Here is a 14,046-nt window from a genome sequence, read left to right as displayed (position 1 = left end):
GTGTATTTGTACTAAGTGCTATCGCGTCTCTACAACTAATGGTTAATGCGCCTAAATCATAGGAGCATAGATATACACCCTACCACTAAACGCTGACAGCTAAGGAATAAACTTGACCATCAATTAACAACCGAGTAATACCTTTAGCCTGCAAGTGATAGCGGGCTTTATGCAGCATTTTGCTGTCGGGGACCTTAATCACGCGATCGCGCTTGGTAGAAAACCGCTTGGCGATTCTGTGATTATCAAATATAGGTAAGGTTCTTTGTTGGTTTTCCAGGTTAGGAATTTCACCCAGGTCGCCAAATTCCTCTAAGGGGCGGGTAATTAATTCCGCAGAACGATCTATAACGATATAGCAGGTTCTAGGTAAACTAGCCGCAGAAAGTGGCAAAACTTTGATTAATGGATCTCCGCTAGAACGAGTCCTGGTAACAAAGGGACGATTCCAGTCATCTTCATCATCAAAGTCATCGTCGAAATCATCTTCGAGATCGTCGTCTAAATCATCTAATTCTTCAGACTCATCGAGCAAATCTTCACCGAGCATTTCAGCGATGATTTTCGGAGTGCGACGCTCATCATCATCATCATCATCTTCTTCTTCCAACAACGGTGAGGGAATATTAGCAATTTCTGCTTCTGGTTCATTATCGCCAAATATTTCTAACTGTTGTGAGTATGCTACCGGACTGGGGGTAGGAGTCGGAGCAGCAGTCGTCGCAGAAGAACGCCGCTTTACTCTTCTTTCCCCACTCGTAACAGCTTTTTTCTTTACCGGTGCGGGTTTTTCCCGTTTCTTTGGTTTTTCTGATTTCTTCGGCTCTTGCTCTTCTATTTCTTCTTTGGCGAATACAGGTATATTCTCATAATTTACCTGTGCTCTTCCTTCCGGAGTTCTAGCCGCTCGCTTTAAAGAAACGAGATATTCGTACTCGTCTTCAGGAAGAGTACTTTTGAGCAATCGACTAATGGTCGAATTACTCACACCATAACGCTCCGCCAGAGTTGAAGTTGTTTCAGCACTCTCCCGGTATAACTTAAGGATCTCTTTTTTGTCTGAATCAGTTAGTTTTCTCACCTGTAGACACCTGCTTGTTACGTTAAGCTCTTTTGCGCCCGCGCTCCCGTCGGGAACGACTTAATGATGCGTCATACTCTAAAGCTGCACCCATCCCAAATAAAACTCCACTCAAGACCCAAAATACTTCTAATATGTCACCACTTTGATAATCTGGTCTGTTACCAGCATATTTAAACCACATATCTGCAATGTAGAGAAAAAACGATGCAAATGCAATCATTCGCCAAGACATGGCTATTCTTCCACCCCAAAATGCCAGTAACAAAGTAGTAGCAATCATAATTAGTAAAACATCACTCACCACATAAAACCAATTTACAAATTGAAAGACATTTTGCTCCCATGGACTTAATTGGGCTGCTAGTTGTTGGTTTTCTGGCAAATTAGAAAGTAGCCAAACTAAGGCGCTACCAAAAGCGCCAATGGCTAAAACAATAATCCATTGCCATGCTTCTAGATTAATTCGTCGAGAAGCTACTGCCACAATCATACCTACACCCAGTAAAATATAAGTCAGCACAAAAAATATATCGCCTAGGGAAAGAGTGGGTTCTTTTTTTAAGACTATCTCCTGAAATCCAAAGAAGATTCCTCCTAGGAAATAAGAAAGCATTCCCATCCCAATCGCAAGCCAAACATTTCGACTGCTGACAATTTTACTACTTCGCCAATTGCGCAAGCATAAAATTCCTGCGAATAAATAAGCGAAGGCTTCAAGAACATTTGTTCCTAGTACATACCATTCGGCACGTCTAAGAATTCCTTCTGTATTTGGAACTTTAGCACTGAATAGTAAAAAATATAAAATTGCTAGCACTGCCCAAGCAATATTGGCTAATACAATGTTTTGTGTATTAAAAATAGATTTTTCTCTATATGAATTTTTGTAAACGTTAATCATCAGATCTTATTGTGCGAAACATCCTCTATTCCGTGTTTTAGCTTATATTTGAGCTGGTTCGCACCCTTTCTGAATGCATTGGTTTAAAGTGAATGTTTTTGGGATAAACACACAATTCTGACCTCAGAGATAATACCTGATTTTGATGCTAAAGTTAATGCCAAAGTTTCTTTAAAGAAGATTCATTCAACCATTGGGTAAACTGCGATCGCTCTTCTTGTGGCATGTCTTGTAATTTTTCTGCTACGGGATGTGCAAAGTTAGTGTTACCAAAGTAAGATTTTCCCAATCGATGTAATTCCTGTAAGAATGTCACGATATGTGTTTCCTGCCATATGGGAACCTGTACTGTTTGGAATGGATCGAAATTTAGTAATAATTTCACTCCTTGAGGTGCAGTTACCTGAGGAAATTTATGTTCGCCGAAAAATGCAGCAATATCTTTCTCGAATAATGAGGCTTGCTTGGAACCTAAGAATTCTTCAATATCGAGGTAAATTGCTTGTAATAGCAAAATACTACCTTGAACCAAGACCGCAATATTTTGGCGTTCCTCGGAATCATTACCTAAATTTTCGATACGGACTTTACCCCAAATACTATAGCGTTCGATTTCTTCTAATAATACGCATGCTTTACCCCGGTTATCAGTTAATTCTCGCCATAAAGATTTTGCTTCTTCTTCTTGGGAAGCTGGAAATACTTTAATTAGGCGAAAAGTTTGTTCTTGATAGTACAGGATTGGTACTTGCTGGTCTCGTTTGGGGTGTAGAACCGTGGAGATTTCAACATCCTCCCGTTTAAGAATAAACATGGCTTGAGGAAATTAAGTAATGAGTAATGTTAGCGTAGCGGGGCGCGACAGCGCACAGTAATAAGTAATGAGTAAGAAGTTGTAGAGACGCGACATGATGACCTTGCGGTCACGCTGTACTAACGCGTCTGTACAGGAGTAAAAATTCAAAACACCATATTTAAGTTGCAGGGTTGTTATTTGCAGTTAGTCTTTTGTTTTAAGGTGATTAATTACATTTTGTTTGATATCACAATATACATAAATTTCCTTATGAATAGAAAGCTTATAATGTATAAATTTTATTGACTGTCACTCATCATACTAACTGCGCTCGGGTATAGGATCCATACGTAAATTTCTGAATATTGCTTTTTGTTAGAAATAGATATATAATCCAAATGCTGAAATTATTGTCAGCATCTCATTGTCTGAATAACTAAGTAGAATATTTTTTCTGCACTAATTGGGCGCGTAGCTCAGCCGGATAGAGCAACTGCCTTCTAAGCAGTCGGTCGCAGGTTCGAGTCCTGCCGCGCCCGCTTTTTAATTCAATGTATTTCGTAGAGACGTGATACGTCGCGTCTTGATAATTTTTTCTACCGGGTAAGTAGGTAAGGATAAGTCACACAACGGATTATTTATTACTATTCCCCGTTCTCTGTTCCCTTCACAAATCTAAAATTACTCCATCTTTAGCCCGCATATAAAGTGTTGGTGTCGCAAAATCGCGTCGATCTAAGCCGAATTCTTGAGAGATAGCATTGCGGGTTTTCTGGATAGCTGTATCTACGGGATTACCCTGTGCTAAGTGACTATAAAATTCGTCTGCGAACAATTTGGCAGTATCATCAAGTATCTCATATTGCATGGCGATGACTGCGGGTATTCCTCTCTGTACTAAGTTTAGTACTGTACCTGCAAATGCTTGATTTGTGGATACTGTCCCACCTCTACAGCAATTTAGGACTATTAATCCGAGGTTTCTATTGCCTAAAAAGAAATTAGCGAAGTTTTCATCATTAAATGATTTAGCTTTACCATCTTCATCAACAAGGTAGATATAACCTTTATCACTTTTAAAATCACCATGACCGATAAAGTGAAATACGTTATAAGCTTTTTCATCAAGCTTACGTCTAATATTGCGCGTTGTAGCTTCTGCTAATACGTCTAATTCGATTAGACCTGCTTCTATATATTTTTTCAGTGCTTCTCGAATCAGGTTTTCTTCAGCAGTTGCGTCTAAATTTGCTAAGTCACTGGGAGTGGAGATGACTAACAGAATTTTGAGGGGTAGATTAGCGGCTTTGATTTCGCCTTTCTGTAGGGGAAGATCGATATAACGGGAGACTACGGTTTGTTTGTCGTTTGCTAAAAAAGTATTTGTTCCTTCGTAGTAGAGAAACTCCCAAGGAAGAGCGGCTAAGTCGGGAGATTGAAAGATTAAACGCAAGCGGACGCTGTAATTATTTGCTTGTGCGCCTGTAATTATAGCTCGGAATTGAGCGTTAACATCGTTGGGAAAAAGTGCTTGGTAAAGTTTCTTTCCTAATTTTTTAAGTAATTTGTCATTTTTATTGTTGTACTCAATCAGTTCTAACTCCAATTCAATGTCGTCCATTTTCAAGAGTAATTGACCTGATACCTCACCCTGGTCTGAGGACGCGCGAATATTCTTGTTGCGATCGACTATTATTTCAAAATCTTGATATTGAAAATCTTGATGCTTTATAATGAGTTGACTTGTCTTCAAAGATTGGTTTCTCTCGGTTTCTAGTTCTCGTTGCAATGGTGTACTTTGGACTTGAGATTCTCGATATTCTGGCTGAGTTGACAAATTCACGTCATCAATTAATCTCCGGACATCAACCATTTCAAAGCTGTTTTCACACTCAATTTCATATCTACCCCTATTTAAACGTTTACGCAAATTTTCTAAAGGATAAGCATAAGGATTTTCACTTCCCGCACATTCTCTACAGTTACAGGGAACCAAAGTTTGATATTTCAAGCGTTCAAAAGAATTATGGATTTTTTCTAACTCGTGGGTGACGACTGCGAGTAATTCTTTTTTCCGGTTTCCAGATACGCTGATTTTAATTTTTCCTTGATTATAGTTTTCTATGATTTCCGCACGAGTTTTGTCTTTATTAAGAACAACACCACTTCTCCAAACCAGTTTTTGTTCTTCAATCCAAGGGTGTGTTTCTACAATAAAGCGGGTAATAATACCTTTAGGGATAAACTCATATTTGTAGCGCAAGATCAGATTATAAGATTTATCCCAAGTGTAATTAGGTAAGTTCTCATTATCGAGTAATTGTGGTGCGATGTAATTACCAGGACGATTTGGAATTGGGTAGCAAAGTTTAAACCGCATCATCAATTGCAGCAATTCATCTTGCATATCAGCGTATTCGCTATCTTTCCAAATATCTGCGAGTTGTTCTTGAGTAAAACATCCCAGATTTTGCTTGACGGTTTTATTATCTAGAACTTTGTAAACTGCTGTTGTACCCCATTCTGGTTTGAGTATTACATAGTGTTTGAGGGTTGGATCGTCTTGGAAATGCAAACAAACACCGAGGTCATGTAAATAACTACTCAGTCGTAGCATGTCTTGACGGTCAGTTAATTTATTAATTTCGCAAAGTTGGTAATATTCGTAAATACTAATGTAATTGCGAGAATCGTTATCTAAAGCGGAACGGATTCTTACCCAGATTTTTGGTAAAGGTGATTTGTCCCCAACATGGGGAAGTCTGGTAATGTAGTTTTGAATTTCTGCTTTTATTTCTGCTAAACCACGATTTGTCTGTAAGTTCGTTGCTAAAACTTCTTTTAGATTACTAAACTCTTTCCGTAACTCCCCTGCATTTATTTCACAATCGCGGTCTTGTTTTTCATTTTTAATAATCAAAATCGGACTTTTATCGCTCAAAAGTTCTGCGACCTTCATCCACCAGTAAAAATTAGTGTTTTCTCTGCGGGTATCAGCAACTAAAACATAAAGGGAACGTTTGCTCAGAAAAAACTGATGGGTTTGATGGTAGATCTCTTGACCCCCAAAATCCCAGATATTAACCCGAAATTCTTTACCGTTGTCGAGTGGGAATTTCCATTGGATGACGTCAATTCCTTCTGTTGATTTTTCATCAGAGTCAAGTTTGTAGTTTTCATCTTCAATTTTTTTAGCTAAAGAAGTTTTACCTGCTCCTCCTTCCCCAATAATCAGTAATTTTGCTTCATAGAGGGGTTCTGTTTCATTGGGGTCTTGTACCCGGAAATAGAAATCAAGGATTTCTTTAACATCACCCGGATCTCCCCATGGTCCCTTTGGTCCTAAAATTTCCGGTGGAACGGGAACTGGATTCCCACGTAAATCGAGTCTTTTAAGTTTGGTGAGTTTTTTTATTTGTGCTGGTAAAGTACTGAGTTGATTACCCCTGAAGTCAAGGGATTGCAAGTTGGTAAGTTGTCCAATTTGTGCTGGTAAAGTACTGAGTTGATTACCCCCGAGGTCAAGGGATTGCAAGTTGGTGAGTTTTTTTATTTGTGCTGGTAAAGTACTGAGTTGATTATTGCTCAGATTGAGGGTCTGTAAGTTGGTGAGTTGTTCAATTTGTGCTGGTAAGCTATTGAGTTGATTACTGCTCAGATCGAGAGATTGCAAGTTGGTGAGTTGTCCAATTTGTGCTGGTAAGCTACTGAGTTGATTACTGCTCAGATCGAGAGATTGCAAGTTGGTGAGTTGTCCAAATTCTGCTGGTAAACTACTGAGTTGATTATTGCTCAGATCGAGGGTTTGCAAGTTGGTGAGTTGTCCAAATTCTGCTGGTAAACTACTGAGTTGATTTCCGATGAGGTTGAGGGTTTGCAAGTTGGTGAGTTGTCCAAATTCTGCTGGTAAACTACTGAGTTGATTACTGACTATCTGAAGATATTCAAGTTGATTTAGCAATCCAATTTCTGTTGGTAAGGTAGTCAACTTGTTACTGATGGTAGTAACTACAACTATAAATTCTTGAAAGTCATACTCATATTTACCAATAATCAGCTTTTTGAGTTGAGTTAGCTTACCAATTTCAGGCGGTAATTCTGTCAATTTGTTGCCGGAGAGGTCTAATTCTGTCCACCCCTCTTTTGCTGCTCTTTCAATTACTTGTAGCAGTTCTTCTGTAGTCATTAGTACATATAACAATAAATCTATTCAGAATATATCGGATTTACCCATTTATTAGCTTGACTGTGTAAAAGTAAAAAGTTAAATTTCCATTCCTAATTCCTTTAAAGACGTAGCAGAGCCTACGGTGTCGGTGTTCACCGCAGGTGCGGCTCAGCCTCTGCTACATATCTACCACTTTTGAAATAAAAAAACCCACACTCATACGAGTACAGGTTTGGTTACACTTGCGTTAATTTGTCGTTTGGTCGTGTAAAATTCTCCTCAGAGCATTTTACTGATTCAAGGCAGTGCAATCCGGTTATTTTGAATTATATTGATGTATAGTTATATATCTTGCGATCGAATCGTGACTTCAAGGTAACTAAGTAGTTGGACTGAATTAATTACACAATGTCATTGCGTTAGCGTAGCGTGCGCAAAGCGCATATGGAGCAAAGCGAAATGACGCAATCGCAGGAGCTTGGGATTGCTGAGGACGCGCTCCGCGAACACGTTGTTCGCAATGACGGTAAATATTTTTGTCCACCTACTTATGATCTCAAACTAAACTTGCTTGCTTGCGCAAACTTTGAACTGTAGAGACAAAGTGTTCTCCTACTTGGTTGATTTCTTCAGTGGTATTGAATCTTCCAATCCCAAACCTGATGGAAGCATAAGCCAGTTTTTCTGAATGACCCAAAGCCATCAAGACATGGGAAGGTGCAGTATTAGTTGAAGAACAAGCAGCACCGGCAGATACCGCCATCACTGGTTGTAATCCTAATAGTAATGCGGCTCCGTCCACTCCCTCAACGCTGACATTTAGATTTCCTGGAAGTCTTTGGGTGGGATGTCCATTCAGATGAATTCCTTCGAGTTGGGAAAGCTTTTTCCATAAACTTTCTCTGAGGTGAGTTAAACGTTCGCATTCTGTAGTTTGTTCTTGTAAAGCAATCTCTACAGCTTTCGCAAAACCAACTATTTGGGGTGTATATAAAGTACCTGATCGCATTCCCCGTTCGTGTCCTCCACCATGTAATTGTGGTGCAACCTTAACTCTGGGGTTACGACGACGAACATACAGCGCACCAATACCTTTAGGTCCATATAACTTATGGGCTGTCATTGACATCAGATCAATATTCATTGACTCGACATCCAAAGCTATTTTACCAAGGGCTTGGGCGGCGTCAGTGTGAAATAATACGTTACGTTCCCTGCAGATTTTCCCAATTTCTGCTAATGCTTGTAATACTCCAATCTCATTATTTGCCGCCATAACGGACACCAAAACGGTATCATCGCGGAAAGCTTCTTCTAACTGCTTGAGATTAATTAATCCATCTGTTTGAACAGGAAGAAAAGTGATTTCAAATCCCAGAGATTTAAGGTAATTACAGGGATCAATTACTGCACTATGTTCTGTGGAGACAGTAATAATATGCTGACCCTTTTGAAAATATGTTTCTGCTACACCTTTAATAGCTAAATTATTTGCTTCCGTTGCACCACTGGTAAAAACAATCTCCTCTGGTGTAGCATTAATAGCTCCTGCTAAGACTTCCCGTGCTTTCTTGACAGCAGCTTCCGTCTCCCAACCATAGATATGATTGATACTAGAAGGATTACCAAAATGCTCCGTAAAATACGGTAACATCGCAGCAACTACCCGTTCATCAACTGGGGTAGTTGCGTGACAGTCGAGGTAGATAGGGCGTTTCATAATTTGACTGGGGATTTGGGGTTGGGGATTGGGGAGTGGGAATTAGGAATTTGGAGTTTGTTTCAAAGTCCCCCTTTCCAAGGATTTAGGGGTAATACGTTTCAGTTAAACTCTTTAGGCATATGCTAACGAGTAACACAGTATTACACAAAAATCAAAACACAAAACACAAAACTCAAAAGTTAACTAGGGCTTGCTGAATAAAATTGAAAGCCATAACAGGCAAGGGTTTTAAGGTTTTTTGTACTAAACAAGTGCAAGAAAATAACGTTTATAGTCTCAAAAACCTTGCACTTTAGTCCTTGATATCCCTGGGTAAATTAGAAACAAGCGGGATGAAACTAATATTTTGCAAGCTGTGTGGCTTCTGGATTCGCGAAACTCTACTTTTTTAGCTAACGCTACGCTATGCGAACAGCAAGCCCTAACTAGTGCTTTGTTCCATTCATTTTGGTAGCTTTTTTCCACAAAACCCTGTAGAGACGTTGCATGCAACGTCTCTACAACATGTCAAAACTAATGAAAATAACTAATAACATTAGTTTGAACCAAATCACCAATCGCTAGTCCCTAGTCCCCAGTCCCCAACTCAAACCAAACCCTGACTCAGTACGCGCCACATAATTTTCGGGTGATATAAAGCAAAGGGGGATTTCAACAACTGAGATACTTCTACAAATAAACACAGAATATCAGGATCTGAATGTGCAAGTTTCACTAAGCTATCAGAATACCATTTTAGTACTTTTGGTAACTTAGTTTGTTTACCGTAACCCATGGTTGTAACTGTAGTGGGAAAAAGCAAATCTTTATTTGTTGCAGAATTCCAATGTTGCGAGTTACTTTGAGCTAAACTTTTTTGGAAATTCGATTTTGGATTTTGCAACCATTTTTGCAATACCAATGCTGATAATGCACTAACTGTCATCCCTTGACCGTGAACTGGACACAAAGCGCAAACTGCATCACCCAAACATACAAAGCCTTTAGGCATTTTTATTTTTTCATAGTGACGTAACCGGTTAGCAGTGTCACGATAACCATGAATAGGTGATGTAGGTTCCGCATGTGCGATCGCTTGATAAAATTTGTCTGAAGGTAGACTGCGAGCAAAATCTAGAAAACCAGGTTCATCTGCAGGAGGGAAATCTTTTCCATAACCTCCCAAAGTTGCAATCCATTCGCCATTCTCGATTTTTGCTAAATACCCTAAGCGAGTTGCATTAGGAGGAGAATGGGAAATTAAGATTAATTTCCAGTCATCTGCAAAATTTTCAGGTTGTTTGTAACGACGCGTTGCATAACCCAAAAATGGGTTGATTACAGTTTCTGTTGGGGGGTTAAAGCCTAAACTTTCCAACCAAGAAGGTGTTTGAGAATGACGTCCGCTAGCATCTACTACTAGTTTTGCCATTAAACGCTGCTCTTGTTTAGCTCCATTAACTGATTGTAAAACTGTTACACCACAAATTTGAGTTTTACAAGGATTTGCGAGCAACCCAGTGACGCGAGATTCTTCTACAAACTTTATTTGGGAAAATTTTGCCAACCTGCGTCTAATTGTCCATTCTAATAATGGGCGAGAACAAGTGACGGAAGTTATATCAGTTGGAGAATCTACTGTTGTGCCCCATTCTCCATTCTTCATTAACAGATGAAATTCTCTTGGCCAGTCTATCGGTAATGCGCCAACATCTGCAAGGTCTTTGCCAATTCCAGGAAATAAAGTATCTAGAATTCTGAAACCTTTAGCAAATAAAATGTGTGGTTGCAAAGACTGTGTGACCCCGTTACGACGATCGGGTTTGTCGGGTAATTTGTCTGTTTCCAGGATTGTAACCGAACTGAAACTATCGGCAAGCACTCTTGCTGCTAGCATTCCAGCTATACTACCACCTATAACAATCGCATGATTTTCCTTCATTCCTACACCGACCGTCTTAACTTCTTAAACATATATATTCTTACACTAAATATTTTGAGATTTGCTTTTTTTTACGAGATTTATTCAAAATAGAAAGTATTATCAAAAGTGTAATTTTTATGAACTTAATTAGATTTGTATTAATTTTTGTATCTATAGATTTAACAGTAATTATTTAATCTGTTTAATTAACACCAATATTATCAAATTAATGATTATCAGATATATTGTTATTTTATCTAAAATATACTTCTTGAATATTGATTATTATTTGTTTTTTTAGAGAATAATTTTTACTATTTTAGCTAAATATTTCTCAAAATAAATAAACGAGTTAATTAAATTTTTTTGTGATAATAGTTTTTGCAAAAATATCATGTAAACCTTGTCTTTTTCGTGTGAAAGCAGTTATCAAAAATCCAATCATCAATAAAGATATAGATAATGATTTAGTCCAATACCGAATATTAGCTTGGACAAATGAAATTTTATTTTGACTTAAGTCAGTTATATGAATGTCTAAAGATTGCTTTCCCGGAGTGGCTTTTTTAGCAGACATTTCAAATGAAATAAAATAAAGCCAATTAATTATGATTCCAAATAAACTGGCAACGATATCTATTGTACCTATTTCCTCAGGAGATGTTATTAAACTAAAAAGAATAGGAAAAAATCCACAGACTGAACTTATCCATACGATTCCTCCGATATCAAATAAATTCTCCGACTCAGTTATAAATCCTGTTGAATATGCTAAATATGCCGCACAACCACCGAAAAATATACCAATAAAAAATAATATAATTAGATCGGTTAAATAAGCTAAAAACCGCATCCAAGCGTTAGCATATCTAATACCTTTTTTAATTTGAGATTCTTGCTTAACTGCTTTTTTAGTTAAACGCTTAACATTTATTGCTGAAGGTAAAGCTGTATCTATTGCATCCAATTTTTGTAAAATTATCTGGGTGTTTTTCGGGCGTTGATATGCAGAATGCGCCATCATTTCATCAAGGATATCTGCAAATTCCGGTGAAATTTCAGGCGTTAGATAGCGCCACTCTAATACGTTCGTACATGGTTCGTATAATTGACTTGGAGACTTACCTGTTAATAAATAAATAAATGTACGTCCCAAAGCAAAAAAGTCTGATTGTTGTACCGCTTGACCATTAATTTGTTCTATTGGAGTATAACCAGATGAAATAATTCCTGTAATATCTCCAGCAGCCTTTTTTGCAACATAAGTTTTAGTTACTTCTCGCACCGTACCAAAATCAATTAGCGCCAAACGTCCATCAGCTCGCAACATAATGTTGGAAGGTTTAATATCGCGATGAAAAAAGTGTTGGCTGTGTACTTCTTGTAAAATAAGTGTTAATTCTCTTAGCCATGTAAGAGCTAACTTGGGATGTATTGGCTTGTTTTCCTGTTGTTGAATATACTTAGATAAATTCAAGCCCTCAATCTTCTCCATAATCAAACAGTGCAAATGTTTTTGAGTGTTGCGGGGAAGATAGAGAAAATATCCGTTTTCTTCAACTTTGGGAATACCCGGATGATTTAAAACCTTTAGTACCTCAGCCTCCCGTTTAAATAACTCTATTGCTTTGGGACGCTCATCTATTAAGACTTTTAATACTTTACGTTTACCATTTTTGTCTGCCAATTCATAGGTTTCGCCAAAACCACCACCCCCTAGCTTAGTTTTGACCCGATAGGATCCCTGTAACAACAATTCCGAACCACAGGTTCGACAAAATAGCATGTCACGATGATTATTACGCTCGGAGCAATGCGGATTAATGCAGATGCTCATAAGGATACTTGATATTGCTAATTTTTTGTGTGTCTATAGTGTTACGACCTTTGTGTCAAAAGTAAATCAGTAACTTAAAGTATTAAATTAACAACATAACAAGTATAAAAAAACTCTTTGATCGTAAACTTATCTTTTTTTTATAATAAAAGTACTAGATATCTTATCATGTAAAGCTTGTTTTTGAAGGCTGAATGCAGCAAGAACATATCCTAACATCAGCGTAGCTGTAGATATAATGTTCGCAAAATATCGAATATTTGCTTGGAGTAAAGAAATTTTTTCTTGACTTGAGTTCGTGACATTAATATTTAGGATTTGTTTGCCGGGAGTAGCTTGTTTCGTAGAGCTTTCAAACAACGTAAAATAAAGCCAATTGATAACGATTCCAAAGATAGTGGCAATTGTCTTTTCTAGTTCATTATCGATTAATAAACCAATTGTTCCAGAAAACCATCCAACTGAACCCATCCATAGGGAAGTATGAATGTCATCATCTCTGACAGGAATACCAATGAAAGATAAAACAAAGGGTGATAGAACGCCAATAACATTACCAATGAAAAATAGAATAATTAAATCAATTGTAAATGCCCAAAAGCGTTCCAATAAACTAGCATATTTAACATTTACTATTACTGGACTAAATTGATGTATGAGGCTATTTGTTGAGGGTTTAACATTAACTTCTGGGGGAAAAACTCCATCAATTTCTCCCAGTGTCTGCAAAATTACCTGAGTATTTTGTGGACGTTTAACTGCTGAAACAGCCATCATCCAATCGAGAAGATCTGCAAACTTAAGTGATATACCAGGTACAACATCACGCCACTCTAATATATTTGTATATGGGTTATAAAATTTATTGGGATCTTTACCAGTTAATAAATAAATAAATGTGCGTCCCAGAGCAAAAAAATCTGATTGCTGTACTGCTTGACCGTTAATTTGTTCTAACGGGGTATAACCAGAAGAAATAATACCAGTAACATCACCAACAGCTTTTTTTGCAACGTAAGTTCTGGTAACTTGTCGAACTGTACCAAAGTCAATCAGTGTTAAATGTCCATCAGTCCGCAACATTATATTAGTAGGCTTAATATCGCGATGGAAAAAGTGTTGGTTATGTAGCTGCTGCAAAATGATTGTTAATTCTCGTAACCATTTGATAGCTAATTCTGGATCGATAGGTCTATTCCCCTGCTGCTTTAAATATTTATGCAAAGTTAAACCTTCAATTTTCTCCATTACCAAGCAGTGTAAATTTCTCTTGCTATTTCTTGGTACATAAAGAAAGTAACCATCTTTCTCCACTTTAGGGATACCTGGATGATCTAAAAGGCTTAGTACTTCTGCTTCTCGTTCAAATAACTCTACTGCTTTAGGACCGTTATCAATTAAAACTTTCAGTACCTTGATTTTACCAGTATTATCTATCAGTTCGTAAGTTTTACCAAAGCCACCACCCCCTAACTCGCGCACAACTCGGAAGCGTCCTTTTAGTAATAATTCCGAACCGCAAGCCTGACAAAACTGCATATTAAGATTGTTATCAGGAGCAAAGCAGCGTGGGTTGATGCAGAGGCTCATACAAACACCGAATAATTATGAATACTTTTGTATGTCTATCCAGT

7 protein-coding genes, 1 tRNA gene and 2 pseudogenes are annotated in these 14,046 nt (G+C 37.8%); 1 reads left to right on the top strand and 9 read right to left on the bottom strand.

All coding sequences use genetic code 11. The features are described 5' to 3' along the window. Positions 1-85: 85 nt before the first annotated feature. The 3 genes from BC008_RS39440 to BC008_RS39430 form a co-directional block, all read right to left on the bottom strand. Positions 86-1,081, bottom strand: a complete 996-nt coding sequence (locus BC008_RS39440) for a helix-turn-helix domain-containing protein (protein ID WP_027845508.1) — start codon at positions 1,079-1,081, stop codon at positions 86-88. 22 nt (positions 1,082-1,103) lie between these two features. Beyond that, positions 1,104-1,985 (bottom strand): hypothetical protein, encoded by an 882-nt coding sequence (locus BC008_RS39435; RefSeq protein WP_027845507.1) that lies wholly within the window; start codon positions 1,983-1,985, stop codon positions 1,104-1,106. A 154-nt stretch (positions 1,986-2,139) separates the two neighbouring features. After that, positions 2,140-2,799 (bottom strand): Npun_F0813 family protein, encoded by a 660-nt coding sequence (locus BC008_RS39430; RefSeq protein WP_027845506.1) that lies wholly within the window; start codon positions 2,797-2,799, stop codon positions 2,140-2,142. 447 nt (positions 2,800-3,246) lie between these two features. Between BC008_RS39430 and BC008_RS39425 the strand changes: the two genes are divergently transcribed. After that, positions 3,247-3,320: transfer RNA gene (locus BC008_RS39425), tRNA-Arg, on the top strand. 128 nt (positions 3,321-3,448) lie between these two features. Here the strand turns inward: BC008_RS39425 and BC008_RS52950 are convergent. From BC008_RS52950 to BC008_RS39400, 6 genes and pseudogenes are all read right to left on the bottom strand, one after another. Then, positions 3,449-4,324: pseudogene (locus tag BC008_RS52950) on the bottom strand (CHAT domain-containing protein); the annotation flags it as partial. 195 nt (positions 4,325-4,519) lie between these two features. Continuing rightward, positions 4,520-6,967, bottom strand: a pseudogene (locus BC008_RS39420) (COR domain-containing protein); the annotation flags it as partial. Between the two features lie 538 nt (positions 6,968-7,505). After that, positions 7,506-8,672, bottom strand: a complete 1,167-nt coding sequence (locus tag BC008_RS39415; RefSeq protein WP_027845752.1) for a cysteine desulfurase family protein — start codon at positions 8,670-8,672, stop codon at positions 7,506-7,508. A 586-nt stretch (positions 8,673-9,258) separates the two neighbouring features. Next, complete coding sequence (locus BC008_RS39410; protein WP_027845753.1) at positions 9,259-10,593, bottom strand: FAD-dependent oxidoreductase; 1,335 nt, start codon at positions 10,591-10,593, stop codon at positions 9,259-9,261. Between the two features lie 334 nt (positions 10,594-10,927). After that, positions 10,928-12,412, bottom strand: a complete 1,485-nt coding sequence (locus tag BC008_RS39405; RefSeq protein ID WP_027845754.1) for a protein kinase domain-containing protein — start codon at positions 12,410-12,412, stop codon at positions 10,928-10,930. 129 nt (positions 12,413-12,541) lie between these two features. Continuing rightward, complete coding sequence (locus BC008_RS39400; RefSeq protein ID WP_027845755.1) at positions 12,542-14,002, bottom strand: protein kinase domain-containing protein; 1,461 nt, start codon at positions 14,000-14,002, stop codon at positions 12,542-12,544. Positions 14,003-14,046 lie beyond the last annotated feature (44 nt).

This window comes from Mastigocoleus testarum BC008 (assembly GCF_001456025.1).
Lineage (GTDB): Bacteria > Cyanobacteriota > Cyanobacteriia > Cyanobacteriales > Nostocaceae > Mastigocoleus > Mastigocoleus testarum.
The sequence above is the reverse complement of the archived record's forward strand: the minus strand, read 5'-3'. Positions and strand labels throughout refer to the sequence as shown.

Coding starts and splice junctions, on each gene's coding strand:
- BC008_RS39435 (WP_027845507.1), bottom strand. CDS start 1,985: ATGATTAACGTTTACAAAAATTCATATAGAGAAAAATCTATTTTTAAT.
- BC008_RS39430 (WP_027845506.1), bottom strand. CDS start 2,799: ATGTTTATTCTTAAACGGGAGGATGTTGAAATCTCCACGGTTCTACAC.
- BC008_RS39410 (WP_027845753.1), bottom strand. CDS start 10,593: ATGAAGGAAAATCATGCGATTGTTATAGGTGGTAGTATAGCTGGAATG.
- BC008_RS39405 (WP_027845754.1), bottom strand. CDS start 12,412: ATGAGCATCTGCATTAATCCGCATTGCTCCGAGCGTAATAATCATCGT.
- BC008_RS39400 (WP_027845755.1), bottom strand. CDS start 14,002: ATGAGCCTCTGCATCAACCCACGCTGCTTTGCTCCTGATAACAATCTT.